The following is a 15,294-nucleotide window of genomic DNA, read 5'->3' on the forward strand; positions in this document are numbered from 1 at the left end:
CTTACCCCGGGAATGGCCAGACGCCGAGCCAGGCGTGGATGCCGGTAATGATCGCGAACATCACCAGCGTGATGATGACGAGAACCACGTCTTTCTTGGCGGGGCCCGGCTCGGGGCGGTCCCAGGTCGTGGTCTTGTTGATGACGATGACCTCGGCCACGGCCCAGGCCAGCATGCCGCCAAACAGGATGATCGAGGCAAGATCGCCGTTCACCAGCAGGTGCGCCACGGCCCATATCTTGACCGCCGTCAGCTGCGGGTGGCGCATCTTGCCGCGCAGGCGGCCGGTGGTGGCGCTCATGCCATAGACGAAGACCGCCAGGATCATCAGCAGGTTGTTGAGGTGGGTCAGGAACGCGGGCGGCGTCCAGACCGGCACGAAGGCTGCCCCGCGATAGCCTATGATGATGAGCACGAGGCCCAACAGCACCCCCGCGGCGACGGCGCCCTTTCCGGCATTGCCCATGCGGGCGCGGGCGTCGGGCGCGAGGCGTGGAAACAGGTGCGCGCCCACCCAGAGGGCGAGGCCGAGAATGAGAAGGATCATGGCTTACTCCGCTGCGATCTGCCCTATCGCCTCGGCTTGTGCCAGAATCCGCCGTGCGGTGTCCACGTGAAGGTTCTCGACGATCTTGCCGTCGACGACCGCCACCCCCTGCCCGTCGGCCTGCGCGGCCTCGTAGGCGGCGATCTGGCGGCGGGCGAGGTCGATCTCGTCCTCCGAGGGGCCGAACTCGGCGTTCGCGGTGTCGATCTGCGCGGGATGGATCAGCGTCTTGCCGTCGAAGCCCATGTCCCGCCCCTGCCGGCACTCGGCCGCGAGGCCCGCCTCGTCCTTGAAGGCGTTGTAGACGCCATCGACGATGACCTTGCCGTGGGCCTTGGCCGCGATGACGCAATGGCCGAGGCCGGTCATGACCGCCACGCGGTCGGGCGTGGCGCGCCCGTTGAGTTCTTTCACGAGGTCGTTGGTGCCCATGACCATGCCGCCGAGCTGGCGGTGCGCGGCGATGGCCCGGGCCTCGAGCATCCCTAGCGGGGTCTCCATCATCGCCCAGACTGCGCGGTCGGTGCCGATCAGCCCGGCAAGCCGGTCGATCTGCTCTGGCCCTTCGACCTTGGGCAGCAGGACTGCGTCGCAAGCCATGTCCGCCACGGCGCGGGCGTCCGCGGTGCCCCAGATCGTATCGAGTCCGTTGATCCGCACGATGGTGAAGCGGTGACCGAAGCCGCCCTCGGCCAGCGCCGAGGCCAGCGTCTCGCGCGCGCTCTCTTTTTCTTCGGGCGACACCGCATCCTCGAGATCGAAGATGATTGCGTCCACCGGCAGGCTCTTGGCCTTCTCGATGGCGCGCACCTTGGAGCCGGGAATATAGAGGACGGAGCGGAACGGCTGGACGGTCATCGGCACACCTCTGGGACGGGTCGGATCAAGTGCGAAACAAAGTTGCGCGATAAACGACATTTCGTGCCGAAAAATTCAAGCGCAAAATGCCGCAACGCAGCGGAATCGTATGCGATGGTGCACGGACGGCAGCGCTGCGCGAGATTTCCGCGCGCCCTCCCCCCTAGCCGAGCGCATCCCAGACGAGCTTGAGCCCCGTTACGGTGAGCAGCACGTAGGTGATCGCGAAGAAGGTGCGCTCGGACACGCGCTCGTGGCCGACCACGCCCAGCCAGGTGCCGAGGAACGCGAAGGGCGACAGCGCAATTCCGAGCAGCAGCGTCTCGCGCGTGAAGATGCCCATGCCGGCATAGAACCCGGCCTTCGACAGGTTCACTGCCCAGAATGTCAGCACCGTCGTCGCCTGGAATGTCGTCTTGTCGAGTTTCCGCCCCAGCAGGTAGACCGCAGCCGCAGGCCCGCCCGCGTGGCTGACGAAGCTGGTGAACCCGACGGCAAAGCCGCAGATTGCGCCGGCCGCGCGGCCTAGCGGGCGTTGACCCAGTGTCACCCACCCGCGCGAAAGCGCCAGTCGCCATCCCACGAATCCAAGGGCCACCGCACCGATCAGCAGACGCACCGCATCGGGGGACGCCCAGTCGTAGAACGCCGCGCCGAGCGCCACGCCCGGCAAGGCAGCGAGGATCAGCAGCCGCGCGTCGCGCCAGTTCCAGCGCCGCCAGTAGGCGCGCAGACTGGTCGCGTCGATCAGCATCAGCAGCGGCAGCATCACCCCGAGCGCGGCACCGGGCTCGAGCACGAGGGCGAGAATCGTCGCGCTGGCGAAGGCCGCGCCCGAGCCGAATCCGGCCTTGGAGATACCGGCGAAGATCACCGCCGGCACACCAAGGGCAAACACGCTCCAGCTTAGTACGTCCATGATCTTCGGCCCTTGTTCCGATCGGCAAAACGGCGATTTCACAGCCAGTTATGGCGCGGCGCCCAGAGGTCACGCGGGCATCCCGGCCGCGATGCCGCGTTGCGGCGCCCTTGCGCGGCGCGGCGGTTCGCCGTAGCCATGCGCGAAACACTGACAACGGACCAACGGAACCGGAGACAGACCCAATGGCCAGACCCAAGATCGCGCTCATCGGCGCCGGACAGATCGGCGGCACGCTCGCGCATCTCGCGGCGATGAAGGAACTGGGCGACGTCGTCCTCTTCGACATCGCCGAGGGCACCCCCGAGGGCAAGGCGCTCGACATCGCGGAATCCGGCCCCGCTGAGGGCTTCGACGCGCACCTCAAGGGCACCTCGGATTACGCCGATATCGCCGGCGCTGACGTCTGCATCGTGACCGCCGGCGTGCCGCGCAAGCCGGGCATGAGCCGCGACGACCTGCTGGGCATCAACCTCAAGGTCATGAAGGCCGTGGGCGAGGGCATTGCCGCCAACGCGCCGAACGCCTTCGTCATCTGCATCACCAACCCGCTCGACGCGATGGTCTGGGCCCTGCGCGAGTTCTCGGGCCTGCCGCACGAGAAGGTCTGCGGCATGGCCGGCGTGCTCGACTCGGCGCGGTTCCGTCACTTCCTGTCGCTCGAATTCGGCGTGTCCATGAAGGACGTGTCGGCCTTCGTGCTCGGCGGTCATGGCGACACCATGGTTCCGCTGACCCGCTACTCGACCGTCGCCGGCATCCCGCTGCCCGACCTGATCGACATGGGCTGGACCACGAAGGACAAGATCGACGCCATCGTACAGCGCACCCGTGACGGCGGCGCCGAGATCGTCGGCCTGCTCAAGACCGGCTCGGCGTTCTATGCGCCCGCCACCTCGGCGATCGAGATGGCCGAAGCCTACCTCAAGGACCAGAAGCGGGTCCTGCCCTGCGCGGCATGGTGCGACGGCGTCCTCGGGCTCAAGGGTCTCTACGTGGGCGTGCCCACCGTGATCGGCGCCGGCGGCATCGAGCGTATTGTCGACATCAAGATGACCAAGGACGAGCAGTCCATGTTCAACAGCTCGGTCGACGCGGTCCGCGGCCTCGTGGACGCCTGCAAAGGCATCGACGACAGCCTCGCCTGATCGCGAATTCGTCTCCCGGACGACATACGCCCCGGCCCGCCAAGGCCGGGGCGTTTTCGTGTGCGGCGTGGTTCAGCCCGGAATGTCGCGGATCAGCCCGTCAAGCGAGCGCGGCCCCTCGTAGCGCCGCGTGCCCTGCCAGACCGGCGACCGGGCCAGCACGTCGCCACGCTCCAGCATCTTGCGGATGCCCCGGGCGCCCTTGTTGTGCTGGCCGCGCGCCGCCGTGTATTCCAGACCCGCCTGCCCGCGCGTGAACTTGTAGTGCAGGAAGGCCGCGATGCTCTCGGACACGGGCAGAGCGCGGTCGACCTTGTGCGCCCCGCCGTTGAACGCCATCCCTGCCTGCCAGCGGATCAGCCCGAGCTTGGTCTGGTTGGCGTTGGCCCGCACCGTGCGGTAGGTCAGCGCCCGTGCCGCGAGGTTGCGCGCCCGCTCGGCCGGGCCGGGGTTGATCGGCCGGTCCAGCCTGTTCAGCCGCTCGATCGCGGCAGCCTTCCAGCCCGGCAATCCCTCCATGTGGTCGGTGAAGAGCCGGTGCCGCAGCCCGCCCGAGAACGCCACCGGCGGGGTCGGCCAGCGCTTTCGCTCCCGCCCCGAGGTGGGTCGCATGAAATAGCCCGCGGGCACCGCGGCGGGGCCATCGAACAGCGGGAAGGTCTCGGTGAGGGTGCGATCGTCGGCAGGGTCGAAGACGTGTTCCGCCAGCGGCCGGTCGGCATACATGTCTATCATCAAGGTGGCGACGGCCTCGGCCCCCTCGGCCTCGAGCGCGGCGCAGTAGGCGTCGAGAGACCGCGCCTCCATGCCCGGGAAGACGAAATGCTCGTCCAGGTCCGGGGCCAAGCACCAGCGCCCGTCACAGTAGGTGTCGAGCAGGTCCGACCGCCACTGCGCCTTGTCGTCGCGATAGTTCGAGCCCGCGCGCGGCGTGAACACGGTGACGTCCGGCGCGGCGGCCAGGATCTCGGCCGTGCCGTCGGTCGAGCGGTCATCGACGATAAGGAAGGCGGGCCTGGTGATCGCGCGGTAATGGTCGAGAAACGCGCCGAGGATGTTCGCCTCGTTGTGCGCCAGCGCGATGATCGGGACCCCGTCCTCGGGGCGGCGGTCTGGCCCGGTGCGATCCAGTTTCTTCATGCGCGGCGCCTCGTGTACGGACAGGTCTGCGCCCGCTTTGCCCGCCCCGTGCGCCTCGATCAAGGCCCCCGGCAGCGCCCGCCGCGGCCGATTCCGCATCGGTTCCACCTTTGCCCGGCTTGTGATCACAAGGTCCACACGCGTGACCACAAAGGGCGAAAAATGCCCGTCGGGCCGTGTCACCGGCAAGAAACCCTTTATGTCGGTCCGGTAGTCGTGCCTAGAACGGGCCAACCGCAGCAATACGGGGACAGGATTTCCATGAACATCCACGAGTATCAGGCAAAGGCGCTCCTGCGCAGCTACGGCGCGCCGGTGTCGGACGGCCGCGTGGTCCTCCGCGCCGAGGAGGCCAAGACGGCCGCAGGCGCGCTTGACGGACCGATGTGGGTCGTGAAGGCCCAGATCCACGCCGGCGGCCGCGGCAAGGGCTCCTTCAAGGAGTCGGACGCGGGTGAGAAAGGCGGCGTGCGCCTCGCCAAGTCGGTCGAGGAAGCGGCCGAGGAAGCCAAGAAGATGCTCGGCAAGACGCTGGTGACCCACCAGACCGGTCCGGCCGGCAAGCAGGTCAACCGGATCTACATCGAGGACGGCTCGGACATCGAGCGCGAGCTCTACCTCGCGCTGCTGGTCGATCGCGTCACCAGCCGGGTGTCCTTCGTCTGCTCGACCGAGGGCGGCATGGACATCGAGGAAGTCGCCGCGTCGACCCCCGAGAAGATCCTGTCGTTCAGCGTCGACCCGGCCACCGGCTACCAGGCGTTCCACGGCCGCCGCATCGCGTTCTCGCTCGGCCTCGAGGGCGCGCAGGTCAAGCAGTGCGTCAAGCTGATGGGCATCCTCTACAACGCGTTCATCGAGCGCGACATGGAGATGCTCGAGATCAACCCGCTGATCGTCACCGACAAGGGTGACCTCAAGGTGCTCGACGCCAAGCTCGGCTTCGACGGCAACGCGCTCTATCGCCAGTCCGACGTGGCCGAACTGCGCGACGAGACCGAGGAAGACTCCAAGGAGCTCGAAGCGTCCAAGTACGACCTCAACTACATCGCGCTCGACGGCGAGATCGGCTGCATGGTCAACGGCGCGGGCCTCGCCATGGCGACGATGGACATCATCAAGCTCTACGGCGCCGAGCCCGCGAACTTCCTCGACGTCGGCGGCGGCGCCACGAAGGAGAAGGTGACAGAGGCGTTCAAGATCATCACGTCCGACAAGAACGTGAAGGGCATCCTCGTGAACATCTTCGGCGGCATCATGCGCTGCGACGTCATCGCCGAGGGCGTGATCGCCGCGGTCAAGGAAGTCGGCCTTCAGGTTCCGCTGGTCGTCCGCCTCGAGGGCACCAACGTCGAGAAGGGCAAGGAGCTCATCAACAACTCCGGTCTGAACGTGATCGCCGCCGACAGCCTGTCGGACGGGGCACAGAAGATCGTGAAGGAAGTGAAGGGCTGAGGTTCGGGATCCGGGACATGCGGAACGCGGTGAACAAAGCGGCGGTGTCGGGGGTTTGCCCCTCGTCGCCCCGTGCCCGCAAGGGCGCGGCTTTGTCCACCTGCTCGCGTTCCGGGCCGTCCGGCCCGGTCATCCGTCCATCTCTTTGAACGAGGCTCACATGTCCCTCTTCTCCCGCTCCTCCACTCAGAACCTGCCCAGCGTGTCCGACCACCTGCCGGACATGCCCGAGCTTCCCGAGTTGCCCGAGGGCCTCGGCGCCTATGCCCCGCTCTTCGCGGGGGCGGCGATGATCGGCGCGGGGCTTCTGATGCGCCGCATCGAGCCCGAGACCCTGCGCCTGCCCGAACCGTCCCGCCGGCCGAAGTCGCTGCGCGACGTCCGGTCCGGGCGCGACGCGGTCCGGGCAACGCGCGACGGCATCGCGCGGTTCACGCCGCACAACCTGACCAAGACGCTGGGGCGCTCGCTCGTGCTCATGGGCGCCGCCACCATCGCGGTGCGGATGCTCGACGAACTCGTGGACGACGACTCCGCCCGCTACTGACGACACCTGCAGGCGGGCCCGCAGAGGCCCGCCGACCGAGGGACAAAGGACGACGAAAATGGCAATTCTTGTCGACGAAAACACCAAGGTGATCTGCCAGGGCCTCACCGGCTCGCAGGGGACCTTCCACACCGAGCAGGCCATCGCCTACGGCACCAACATGGTCGGCGGCGTCACGCCCGGCAAAGGCGGCCAGACGCATCTCGACCTGCCGGTGTTCAACTCCGTGCACGAGGCCAAGGCCAAGACCGAGGCGAACGCGTCGGTGATCTACGTGCCCCCGCCCTTCGCGGCCGATTCGATCTGCGAAGCGATCGATGCCGAGATGGAGCTGATCGTCTGCATCACCGAGGGCATCCCGGTCCTCGACATGATGAAGGTCAAGCGCGCGCTCGAGGGCTCCAAGTCCAAGCTGATCGGCCCCAACTGCCCGGGTGTCATCACGCCCGATGCCTGCAAGATCGGCATCATGCCGGGCCACATCCACAAGCGCGGCAAGGTGGGCGTTGTTTCCCGCTCGGGCACGCTTACCTACGAGGCCGTGAAACAGACGACCGACGTGGGCCTCGGCCAGTCGACCTGCGTCGGCATCGGCGGCGACCCGATCAAGGGGACGGAGCATCTGGACGTGCTGGAATGGTTCCTGGCGGATGACGAGACCGAGGCGATCATCATGATCGGCGAGATCGGTGGTTCGGCCGAGGAAGACGCCGCCCAGTTCCTCGCAGACGAGAAGAAGAAAGGCCGCTGGAAGCCGACCGCGGGCTTCATCGCCGGCCGCACCGCGCCTCCGGGACGCCGCATGGGCCACGCGGGCGCGATCGTCGCCGGCGGCAAGGGCGGCGCCGAGGACAAGATCGAAGCCATGAACCGCGCCGGAATCGTGGTGGCGGACAGCCCCGCCTCGCTCGGCGAAGCGGTCCTGAAGGCGATCGACAACGGCTGACCGGCCCCGCCGGACGACCCTGACCGGGTGTCCGGCACATGCACATTCGGAGGGCCCCGGCGCACCGCCGGGGCGCGTCCATGCCCGGACCCGGGCGAACCAGGAGACCAGAGACCATGACCGAGCAATCTCCGAACGACCAGTTTCGCGCATCATCCTTCATGCAGGGCGTGAACGCCGACTACCTCGAACAGATGTACGCGCGATACGCCAACGACCCGGGCGCGGTCGACGAGGCGTGGCAGGCGTTCTTCGAGGCCCTCGGCGACGACGAGGTCTCGGTCAAGAAGGAGGCCAGCGGTCCCTCCTGGGCGCGCGCCGACTGGCCGCCGCAGCCGGAGGACGACCTGACCGCCGCGCTCACCGGCGAATGGCCCATGCCGATGATGCCCGCCGAGGCGAAGGGCGCCGCGCAGAAGATCGAGGGCAAGGCCGAGGCCAAGGGCGTCACGCTGACCGACGACCAGGTCCAGCGCGCCGTGCTCGATTCGATCCGTGCGCTGATGATCATCCGCGCCTACCGCATCCGCGGCCACCTCGCCGCGCAGCTCGACCCGCTGGGGATGCGCAACATCGACAAGGAGCATCCCGAGCTCGATCCGAAGTCGTATGGTTTCACCGAGCAGGATCTCGACCGGCCGATCTTCATCGACAACGTGCTCGGTCTCGAGATCGCGTCGCTGCGCGAGATCGTCGGCGTCCTCAAGCGCACCTACTGCGGCACCTTCGCGCTTCAGTACATGCATATCTCCGACCCCGAGCAGTCCGCCTGGCTGAAGGAGCGGATCGAGGGTTACGGCAAGGAGGTGAAGTTCACCCGCGAGGGCCGCAAGGCGATCCTCAACAAGATGGTCGAGGCCGAGGGCTTCGAGAAGTTCCTGCACGTCAAGTACACGGGCACCAAGCGTTTCGGTCTCGACGGCGGTGAGAGCCTCGTGCCGGCGATGGAGCAGATCATCAAGCGCGGTGGCAACCTCGGCCTGAAGGAGATCGTCATCGGCATGCCGCACCGCGGCCGCCTGAACGTGCTCGCCAACGTGATGGGCAAGCCCTACCGCGCGATCTTCAACGAATTCCAGGGCGGCAGCTTCAAGCCCGACGACGTCGACGGCTCGGGCGACGTGAAGTATCACCTCGGCGCCAGCCACGACCGCGAATTCGACGGCAACACCATCCACCTGTCGCTGACCGCGAACCCCTCGCACCTCGAGGCGGTGAACCCCGTGGTTCTCGGCAAGGTCCGCGCCAAGCAGGACCAGCTCAAGGACCAGACGCGCACGCAGGTTCTGCCGATCCTGCTGCACGGCGACGCGGCCTTCGCGGGCCAGGGCGTCGTGGCCGAGTGCTTCGCGCTGTCGGGTCTGCGCGGCCACCGCACCGGCGGCACCATCCACCTGGTGGTGAACAACCAGATCGGCTTCACCACCGCGCCGCACTTCTCGCGCTCGTCGCCCTACCCCACCGACAACGCACTGGTGGTCGAGGCGCCGATCTTCCACGTCAACGGCGACGACCCCGAAGCCGTGGTCCACGCCGCGAAGGTCGCCACCGAGTTCCGCCAGAAGTTCGGCAAGGACGTCGTCATCGACATCTTCTGCTACCGCCGGTTCGGCCACAACGAGGGCGACGAGCCCATGTTCACGAACCCGCTCATGTACAAGCAGATCAAGGGCCACAAGACGACCCTGACGCTCTACACCGAGCGGCTGGTCAAGGACGGCCTGATCCCCGAAGGCGAGGTCGAGGATCTCAAGGCGTCGTTCCAGTCGCACCTCAACGAGGAGTTCGAGGCCGGCAAGAACTACAAGCCGAACAAGGCCGACTGGCTGGACGGCCGCTGGTCCCACCTCGACAAGCAGAACAAGGGCAAATACCAGCGCGGCAAGACGTCCATCAGCAAGCAGACGATGGACGATCTCGGCAAGGCGCTGACCTCACCGCCGGAAGAGCTGCCTCTGCACCGGACCGTCGGCCGCCTGCTCGACAACCGGAAACAGATGTTCGAGTCGGGCAAGGGCTTCGACTGGGCCACCGCCGAGGCGATGGCGTTCGGCTCCCTGCTGACCGAAGGCTACCCGGTGCGCCTCTCGGGGCAGGATTCGGTGCGCGGCACGTTCTCGCAGCGGCACTCGGCGCTTGTCGATCAGGACACCGAGGAGCGTTACCTGCCGCTCAACCATATTCGCGAAGGTCAGGCCCGGTTCGAGCCCATCGACTCGGCGTTGTCCGAATACGCGGTGCTGGGCTTCGAATACGGCTACAGCCTGGCGGAGCCCAACGCGCTGACCCTGTGGGAAGCGCAGTTCGGCGACTTCGCCAACGGCGCGCAGATCATGTTCGACCAGTTCATCTCGTCGGGTGAATCGAAGTGGCTGCGGATGTCGGGCCTCGTGTGCCTCCTGCCCCACGGCTACGAGGGTCAGGGCCCCGAGCACAGCTCGGCCCGGCTCGAGCGCTTCCTTCAGATGTGCGGTCAGGACAACTGGATCGTGGCGAACTGCTCGACACCCGCGAACTACTTCCACATCCTGCGCCGGCAGCTGCATCGCTCGTTCCGCAAGCCGCTCATCATGATGACGCCGAAGTCGCTGCTGCGGCATAAGCTCTGCGTTTCCGAGGCCGAGATGTTCCTCGACGGATCGTCCTTCCACCGTGTTCTGTGGGACGATGCCGAGCACAAGGACTCGGAATTCAAGCTCAAGCCGGACGACCAGATCCGGCGCGTGGTGATGTGCTCGGGCAAGGTCTACTACGACCTTCTCGAAGAGCGTAACGCGCGCGGGCTGGACGACGTCTACCTGATGCGGATCGAACAGTTCTATCCGTTCCCGGCGATCTCGACCGCGAAGGAACTTGGCCGCTTCAAGGAGGCCGAGGTCATCTGGTGTCAGGAAGAGCCCAAGAACCAGGGCGCATGGCTGACCATCTCGTCGGATATCGAGTGGGTGCTCGGCCGCATCGAAGCGACCTTCTCCCGGCCGCGCTATGTCGGCCGCGCCACCTCGGCCTCGCCCGCGACGGGCCTGGCCTCGACCCACAAAGCCCAGCAAGAGTCGCTTGTCGACGAAGCGCTGACGATCGAAGGAAAGTGACCCCATGACCGAAGTGCGCGTGCCCACCCTGGGCGAATCCGTGACCGAAGCCACGGTCGCCACCTGGTTCAAGAAGCCGGGCGACCGCGTCGAGGCCGACGAGATGCTGTGCGAGCTCGAGACCGACAAGGTCACCGTCGAGGTGCCCGCCCCGGCCGCCGGCACCCTATCCGACATCGTCGCCGGCGAAGGCGAGACCGTGGGCGTCGACGCGCTCCTCGCCAATATCGAGGAAGGCGGCTCGGGCAGCGGCGATGCCGGCTCGGGCGGCGGCGCGGCCAAGGCCGAAGCCGACAGCGGCGAGACCAAGGAAGCGCCCAAGGAAGAGGTCGCCGATGCGGGCGGCGATCAGGGCGACGCCACCGGCGAGAAGGTCGACGTGATGGTGCCCACCCTGGGCGAGAGCGTGTCCGAAGCGACCGTCTCGACCTGGTTCAAGAAGGTCGGAGACGAAGTCGCGGCCGACGAGACGCTCTGCGAGCTCGAGACCGACAAGGTCTCGGTCGAGGTGCCCGCCCCGTCCGCCGGCACGCTGGCCGAGATCGTTGCCGAGGAGGGCACCACGGTCGAGGCCGACGCCAAGATCGCCGTGATCGCCAAGTCGGCCGCCGGCAAGGCCGGGTCCGGCGAAGCCGCCTCCAAGCCGAAGGACGGCGGCGACGCGCCTGCCACGCCGCAGGGCGAGACGCAGTACTCCATGCCCCCCGCCGGCAACGGCGGCCCCGGCCGTTCGGACGTCGAGGATGCCCCCTCGGCCAAGAAGGCGATGGCCGAGAAGGGCGTCTCGCGCGACCAGGTGCAGGGCTCCGGCCGTGACGGCCGCGCCATGAAGGAAGACGTGGACCGTGCGGTGGCCGCCGCCAAGAGCCAGCCCCAGTCCGACGCGCAGCCCAAGCAGGCGCCGCGCGCGCCCGTCGCCGCCGAGGACGAGAGCCGCGAGGAACGGGTGAAGATGACCCGCCTGCGCCAGACCATCGCCCGGCGCCTCAAGGACGCGCAGAACACCGCGGCCATGCTGACCACCTACAACGAGGTGGACATGACCGAGACGATGGCGCTGCGGAAGGAATACAAGGACCTGTTCGAGAAGAAGCACGGCGTGCGTCTCGGCTTCATGTCCTTCTTCACCAAGGCCTGCTGCCACGCGCTCAAGGAGGTCCCCGAGGTCAACGCCGAGATCGACGGCACCGACATCGTCTACAAGAAGTTCGTGCACATGGGCATCGCCACCGGCACGCCCACGGGCCTCGTGGTTCCGGTGATCCGTGACGCGGACTCGATGTCCTTCGCCGAGATCGAGAAGGCCATCGGCGAGAAGGGCAAGCGCGCCCGCGACGGCAAGCTTTCGATGGCCGAGATGCAGGGCGGCACGTTCACCATCTCGAACGGCGGCGTCTACGGCTCGCTCATGTCCTCGCCGATCCTGAACCCGCCGCAATCGGGTATCCTCGGGATGCACAAGATCCAGGAACGTCCGATGGTCGTCGGCGGCGAGATCAAGATCCGTCCGATGATGTATCTCGCGCTGAGCTACGATCACCGCATCGTCGACGGCAAGGGCGCGGTGACCTTCCTCGTGCGCGTCAAGGAAGCGCTCGAGGATCCGCGCCGCCTGCTCATGGATCTCTGATCCGCCCATCCTCGCGTGGGGGCGCGGTTTCCAACGCCGTGCCCCCGCCTAGCTCTCCGGGCAATGCCGGAGCGGACCGCTCCGCCCCAGACCAGGAGATCCCGAGATGACCCAGCCCGTCCACGTCCCGAACGAGAGCCCCGAAGTGAAGGTGATGGGCGAGGCCCAGCGCGGCGGCCTCAAGTATCGCCTGCTGATCGACGCCGGCTACGGCCCGACCACCGGCATCGCGCAGGGCATCTTCTACCTCTACGACAGCCACACCGAGAGCCGCCACCGCCACCAACTGGCCGAGACGGTGCACGTGCTGGACGGTTCGGGCAAGGTGACCATCGAGGACCGCGAGATCGCGCTTGCGGTCGGCGACACCGTCTTCATTCCCGCCGGGCACCTGCACGGGTTCGAGGCCGAAGGCACGCTCACGATGCTTTTCACCTTCGCCTGCGACAGCTTCTCGGACGTCGAGTACGATTACGGAGACGCCGCATGAGGCCGGCGCGGCGCGATGCGACCGATACGGGAGGTGCGCGGGCGCGCGCCTACCGCGACGCGGTCGCGCGGCGCCGCGCCTTCCGCCTTCCGGGCTACGTGACGCTGGCCGAGGCCGGCTTCGACGGCGAATGGGTCTCGCCGATCCAGATCACGTCCGGGGCGCTCGACGGCCCGATGCTGATGACCAAGGACTGGCTCGACGCGCCCTCCGCCGCGCGCCACCGCGACCGGCTTGCGACCCGCGGCTACCTGCCCGAGATTCCGTTCAACAGGGTGCTCGACGCCGCGCTCGACCTCCTCGGCCTCGACCGCGGGGCGATCTACGTGGCTCCGGTCTTCTGCCTGCTGCCCCCGGTGCGCTCGCACCCGCTGCCCGCCGCCGACGCCCGCGCCTCGTTCGAGGCCGTCACCCGCCACGAGATCATGGGCCGTCGCCCGGTCGCCGCCGGCGACGACGCCGCGCGGGTCCTGCGCCACTTCGACGTGCCCCACGTCGCCACCATACACCCCTCGCGCCGCGGTCTCGACTACGCCGCCCGGGCGCGCCTCATCGCCGACGCGCTCGAGGCGGCCTGACGTGCCCGTGACGGCCGCCTCCGCCCCGCAGAACCGAAAGGGACCGGACCAATGACCCCGGAACTCACCGCCCTCGTCCTCGCCGCGCTCCTGCAGGTCGTGCAGTACCTGCTCTTCGCGATCCCCGCGAACCTCGAGCTCGGACCCGGCTACACCATGTCCGCCCGCGACCGGGACCCCTCGCGTGGGCTCTCGAAGGGCACCGCGCGGCTGCAACGCGCCCTCGGAAACCATTTCGAGGGGCTGATCCTGTTCTCCATCGCGGTGTTCACGGTCACCCTCGCCGACAAGGGCAACGCGATCACCGCCGGCGCGGCGTGGCTCTACCTGCTCGCCCGCATCGTCTACATTCCCGCCTACTTCTTCGGCTGGCGGCCCGGTCGCTCGCTGATCTGGGCGGTGGGCTTCCTCGCCACCGTGATCCTGCTGCTCGCAGCGTTGTTCTGACCCTTCTTCTCGTTCCAAGTACTCCGGGGTGAATTGGCCGACAGGCCAAGAGGGGCAGCGCCCCTCCCCCGGCCCCACAACCGAAAGGACCCAACCCAATGGCAAGCTACGACGTCATCGTGATCGGCTCCGGCCCCGGCGGTTATGTTGCCGCGATCCGCGCGGCCCAGCTCGGGCTCAAGACCGCCTGCGTCGAGGGCCGCGAGACGCTCGGCGGCACCTGCCTCAACGTGGGCTGCATCCCCTCCAAGGCGCTGCTGCATGCCACCCACCAGTTGCACGAGGCCGAGCACAACTTCGCCAAGATGGGCCTCAAGGGCAAAGCGCCCTCGGTCGACTGGGACCAGATGCTCACCTACAAGTCCGAGACCATCGAGACCAACACCAAGGGCATCGAGTTCCTCTTCAAGAAGAACAAGATCGACTGGCTGAAGGGCTGGGGCTCGATCCCGGAAAAGGGCAAGGTCAAGGTCGGCGAAGAGGTCCACGAGGCCGAGAACATCATCGTCGCCACCGGCTCGGAGGTCGCGCAACTCAAGGGCGTGGAGATCGACGAGACGGTGATCGTCTCCTCCACCGGCGCGCTCGAACTGTCGAAGATTCCGAAGAAGATGATCGTGATCGGCGCGGGGGTCATCGGGCTCGAGATGGGCTCGGTCTATTCCCGCCTCGGCGCGGAGGTCACCGTTCTGGAATACCTCGACACGATCACGCCCACGATGGACACCGAAGTCCAGAAGCAGTTCCAGAAGATCCTCGGCAAGCAGGGTCTGAAGTTCGTGCTGGGGGCCGCCGTTCAGGGCGCCGAGGTCAAGAACGGCAAGGCCAAGGTGACCTACAAGCTCAAGAAGGATGACAGCGAGGAAACGCTCGACGCCGATGTCGTGCTGGTCTCCACCGGCCGCAAGCCGGTCACCGAGGGACTGGGCCTCAAGGAGCTTGGCGTCGATATCACCGAGCGCGGCTTCGTGAAGACCGACGGCCACTGGAAGACCTCCGTGGACGGCATCTATGCCATCGGTGACGCGACCGAGGGCCCGATGCTCGCGCACAAGGCAGAGGACGAGGGCATGGCCGCCGCCGAGGTCATCGCCGGCAAGTCGGGCCACGTGAACTACAACGTGATCCCGAGTGTCATCTACACCCACCCCGAGGTCGCGGCGGTCGGCAAGACCGAGCAGGAGCTCAAGGACGCCGGCCATGCCTACAAGGTCGGCAAGTTCTCGTTCATGGGCAACGGCCGGGCCAAGGCGAACTTCGCGGCGGACGGCTTCGTGAAGATCCTCGCCGACAAGGAGACCGACCGCATTCTCGGCGCGCACATCATCGGCCCGATGGCCGGCGACCTGATCCACGAGATTTGCGTGGCGATGGAATTCGGTGCTGCGGCCGAGGACGTGGCGCTGACCTGCCATGCCCACCCGACTTATTCGGAGGCGGTGCGCGAGGCGGCGCTGGCCTGCGGCGACGGTCCGATCCACATGTGATCGCCGCGGC

General features: G+C 67.3%; 14 protein-coding genes. 10 read left to right on the top strand and 4 right to left on the bottom strand.

Annotation, left to right across the window (positions count from 1 at the left end):
* Window position 1: 1 nt before the first annotated feature.
* From BMX29_RS03830 to BMX29_RS03840, 3 genes are all read right to left on the bottom strand, one after another.
* Window positions 2-547 carry an NnrU family protein gene (locus tag BMX29_RS03830; RefSeq protein ID WP_092810536.1) on the bottom strand — a complete coding sequence of 182 codons (546 nt, stop codon included), beginning with the start codon at window positions 545-547 and terminating at the stop codon, window positions 2-4.
* Between the two features lie 3 nt (window positions 548-550).
* The gene (locus tag BMX29_RS03835) at window positions 551-1,405 is read right to left on the bottom strand and encodes an HpcH/HpaI aldolase/citrate lyase family protein (protein WP_217644372.1); all 855 of its coding nucleotides are present in this window, start codon (window positions 1,403-1,405) and stop codon (window positions 551-553) included.
* A gap of 163 nt (window positions 1,406-1,568) precedes the next feature.
* Entirely contained in the window at window positions 1,569-2,324 is a 756-nt protein-coding gene (locus BMX29_RS03840; RefSeq protein WP_092810540.1) for a sulfite exporter TauE/SafE family protein, read from the bottom strand.
* A 185-nt stretch (window positions 2,325-2,509) separates the two neighbouring features.
* Between BMX29_RS03840 and mdh the strand changes: the two genes are divergently transcribed.
* The gene (gene mdh, locus BMX29_RS03845; RefSeq protein ID WP_043842834.1) at window positions 2,510-3,472 is read left to right on the top strand and encodes a malate dehydrogenase; all 963 of its coding nucleotides are present in this window, start codon (window positions 2,510-2,512) and stop codon (window positions 3,470-3,472) included.
* Window positions 3,473-3,544: 72 nt separating this feature from the next.
* Here mdh and BMX29_RS03850 read toward each other — a convergent pair whose 3' ends face one another.
* Window positions 3,545-4,612, bottom strand: a complete 1,068-nt coding sequence (locus BMX29_RS03850) for a glycosyltransferase family 2 protein (protein WP_175471112.1) — start codon at window positions 4,610-4,612, stop codon at window positions 3,545-3,547.
* A gap of 261 nt (window positions 4,613-4,873) precedes the next feature.
* Between BMX29_RS03850 and sucC the strand changes: the two genes are divergently transcribed.
* The 9 genes from sucC to lpdA all read left to right on the top strand — a co-directional run bounded on the left by sucC (window position 4,874) and on the right by lpdA (window position 15,284).
* A complete protein-coding gene (gene sucC / locus BMX29_RS03855) occupies window positions 4,874-6,067 on the top strand; it encodes an ADP-forming succinate--CoA ligase subunit beta (RefSeq protein ID WP_043842832.1) in 1,194 nt (397 codons plus the stop codon).
* Window positions 6,068-6,227: 160 nt separating this feature from the next.
* Entirely contained in the window at window positions 6,228-6,614 is a 387-nt protein-coding gene (locus tag BMX29_RS03860; protein WP_092810544.1) for a hypothetical protein, read from the top strand.
* 58 nt (window positions 6,615-6,672) lie between these two features.
* Complete coding sequence (gene sucD / locus BMX29_RS03865) at window positions 6,673-7,560, top strand: succinate--CoA ligase subunit alpha (protein WP_043842830.1); 888 nt, start codon at window positions 6,673-6,675, stop codon at window positions 7,558-7,560.
* Between the two features lie 116 nt (window positions 7,561-7,676).
* The gene (locus BMX29_RS03870) at window positions 7,677-10,652 is read left to right on the top strand and encodes a 2-oxoglutarate dehydrogenase E1 component (protein WP_092810546.1); all 2,976 of its coding nucleotides are present in this window, start codon (window positions 7,677-7,679) and stop codon (window positions 10,650-10,652) included.
* 4 nt (window positions 10,653-10,656) lie between these two features.
* Window positions 10,657-12,282, top strand: a complete 1,626-nt coding sequence (gene odhB / locus BMX29_RS03875; RefSeq protein WP_092810548.1) for a 2-oxoglutarate dehydrogenase complex dihydrolipoyllysine-residue succinyltransferase — start codon at window positions 10,657-10,659, stop codon at window positions 12,280-12,282.
* A gap of 106 nt (window positions 12,283-12,388) precedes the next feature.
* Window positions 12,389-12,772: a cupin domain-containing protein gene (locus BMX29_RS03880; RefSeq protein WP_092810550.1), complete on the top strand. Its 384-nt coding sequence runs from the start codon at window positions 12,389-12,391 to the stop codon at window positions 12,770-12,772.
* Window positions 12,769-13,350 carry a hypothetical protein gene (locus BMX29_RS03885; protein WP_092810552.1) on the top strand — a complete coding sequence of 194 codons (582 nt, stop codon included), beginning with the start codon at window positions 12,769-12,771 and terminating at the stop codon, window positions 13,348-13,350. Before BMX29_RS03880 ends, BMX29_RS03885 begins: the two co-directional genes overlap by 4 nt.
* Window positions 13,351-13,401: 51 nt before the next feature.
* Window positions 13,402-13,797 carry an MAPEG family protein gene (locus BMX29_RS03890; protein WP_092810554.1) on the top strand — a complete coding sequence of 132 codons (396 nt, stop codon included), beginning with the start codon at window positions 13,402-13,404 and terminating at the stop codon, window positions 13,795-13,797.
* A gap of 98 nt (window positions 13,798-13,895) precedes the next feature.
* Entirely contained in the window at window positions 13,896-15,284 is a 1,389-nt protein-coding gene (lpdA, locus tag BMX29_RS03895; protein WP_092810556.1) for a dihydrolipoyl dehydrogenase, read from the top strand.
* Window positions 15,285-15,294: the final 10 nt, after the last annotated feature.

It is taken from the genome of Roseivivax marinus (assembly GCF_900109705.1).
Classification (GTDB): Bacteria; Pseudomonadota; Alphaproteobacteria; order Rhodobacterales; family Rhodobacteraceae; genus Roseivivax; species Roseivivax marinus.

What these genes read in the sequence shown, in the direction of transcription:
- BMX29_RS03880 (WP_092810550.1), top strand. Translation starts at nt 12,389, where the DNA reads ATGACCCAGCCCGTCCACGTCCCGAACGAGAGCCCCGAAGTGAAGGTG.
- BMX29_RS03850 (WP_175471112.1), bottom strand. Translation starts at nt 4,612, where the DNA reads ATGAAGAAACTGGATCGCACCGGGCCAGACCGCCGCCCCGAGGACGGG.
- BMX29_RS03890 (WP_092810554.1), top strand. Translation starts at nt 13,402, where the DNA reads ATGACCCCGGAACTCACCGCCCTCGTCCTCGCCGCGCTCCTGCAGGTC.
- odhB (WP_092810548.1), top strand. Translation starts at nt 10,657, where the DNA reads ATGACCGAAGTGCGCGTGCCCACCCTGGGCGAATCCGTGACCGAAGCC.
- BMX29_RS03870 (WP_092810546.1), top strand. Translation starts at nt 7,677, where the DNA reads ATGACCGAGCAATCTCCGAACGACCAGTTTCGCGCATCATCCTTCATG.
- BMX29_RS03835 (WP_217644372.1), bottom strand. Translation starts at nt 1,405, where the DNA reads ATGACCGTCCAGCCGTTCCGCTCCGTCCTCTATATTCCCGGCTCCAAG.
- sucC (WP_043842832.1), top strand. Translation starts at nt 4,874, where the DNA reads ATGAACATCCACGAGTATCAGGCAAAGGCGCTCCTGCGCAGCTACGGC.
- sucD (WP_043842830.1), top strand. Translation starts at nt 6,673, where the DNA reads ATGGCAATTCTTGTCGACGAAAACACCAAGGTGATCTGCCAGGGCCTC.
- BMX29_RS03830 (WP_092810536.1), bottom strand. Translation starts at nt 547, where the DNA reads ATGATCCTTCTCATTCTCGGCCTCGCCCTCTGGGTGGGCGCGCACCTG.
- mdh (WP_043842834.1), top strand. Translation starts at nt 2,510, where the DNA reads ATGGCCAGACCCAAGATCGCGCTCATCGGCGCCGGACAGATCGGCGGC.
- BMX29_RS03840 (WP_092810540.1), bottom strand. Translation starts at nt 2,324, where the DNA reads ATGGACGTACTAAGCTGGAGCGTGTTTGCCCTTGGTGTGCCGGCGGTG.
- BMX29_RS03860 (WP_092810544.1), top strand. Translation starts at nt 6,228, where the DNA reads ATGTCCCTCTTCTCCCGCTCCTCCACTCAGAACCTGCCCAGCGTGTCC.
- BMX29_RS03885 (WP_092810552.1), top strand. Translation starts at nt 12,769, where the DNA reads ATGAGGCCGGCGCGGCGCGATGCGACCGATACGGGAGGTGCGCGGGCG.
- lpdA (WP_092810556.1), top strand. Translation starts at nt 13,896, where the DNA reads ATGGCAAGCTACGACGTCATCGTGATCGGCTCCGGCCCCGGCGGTTAT.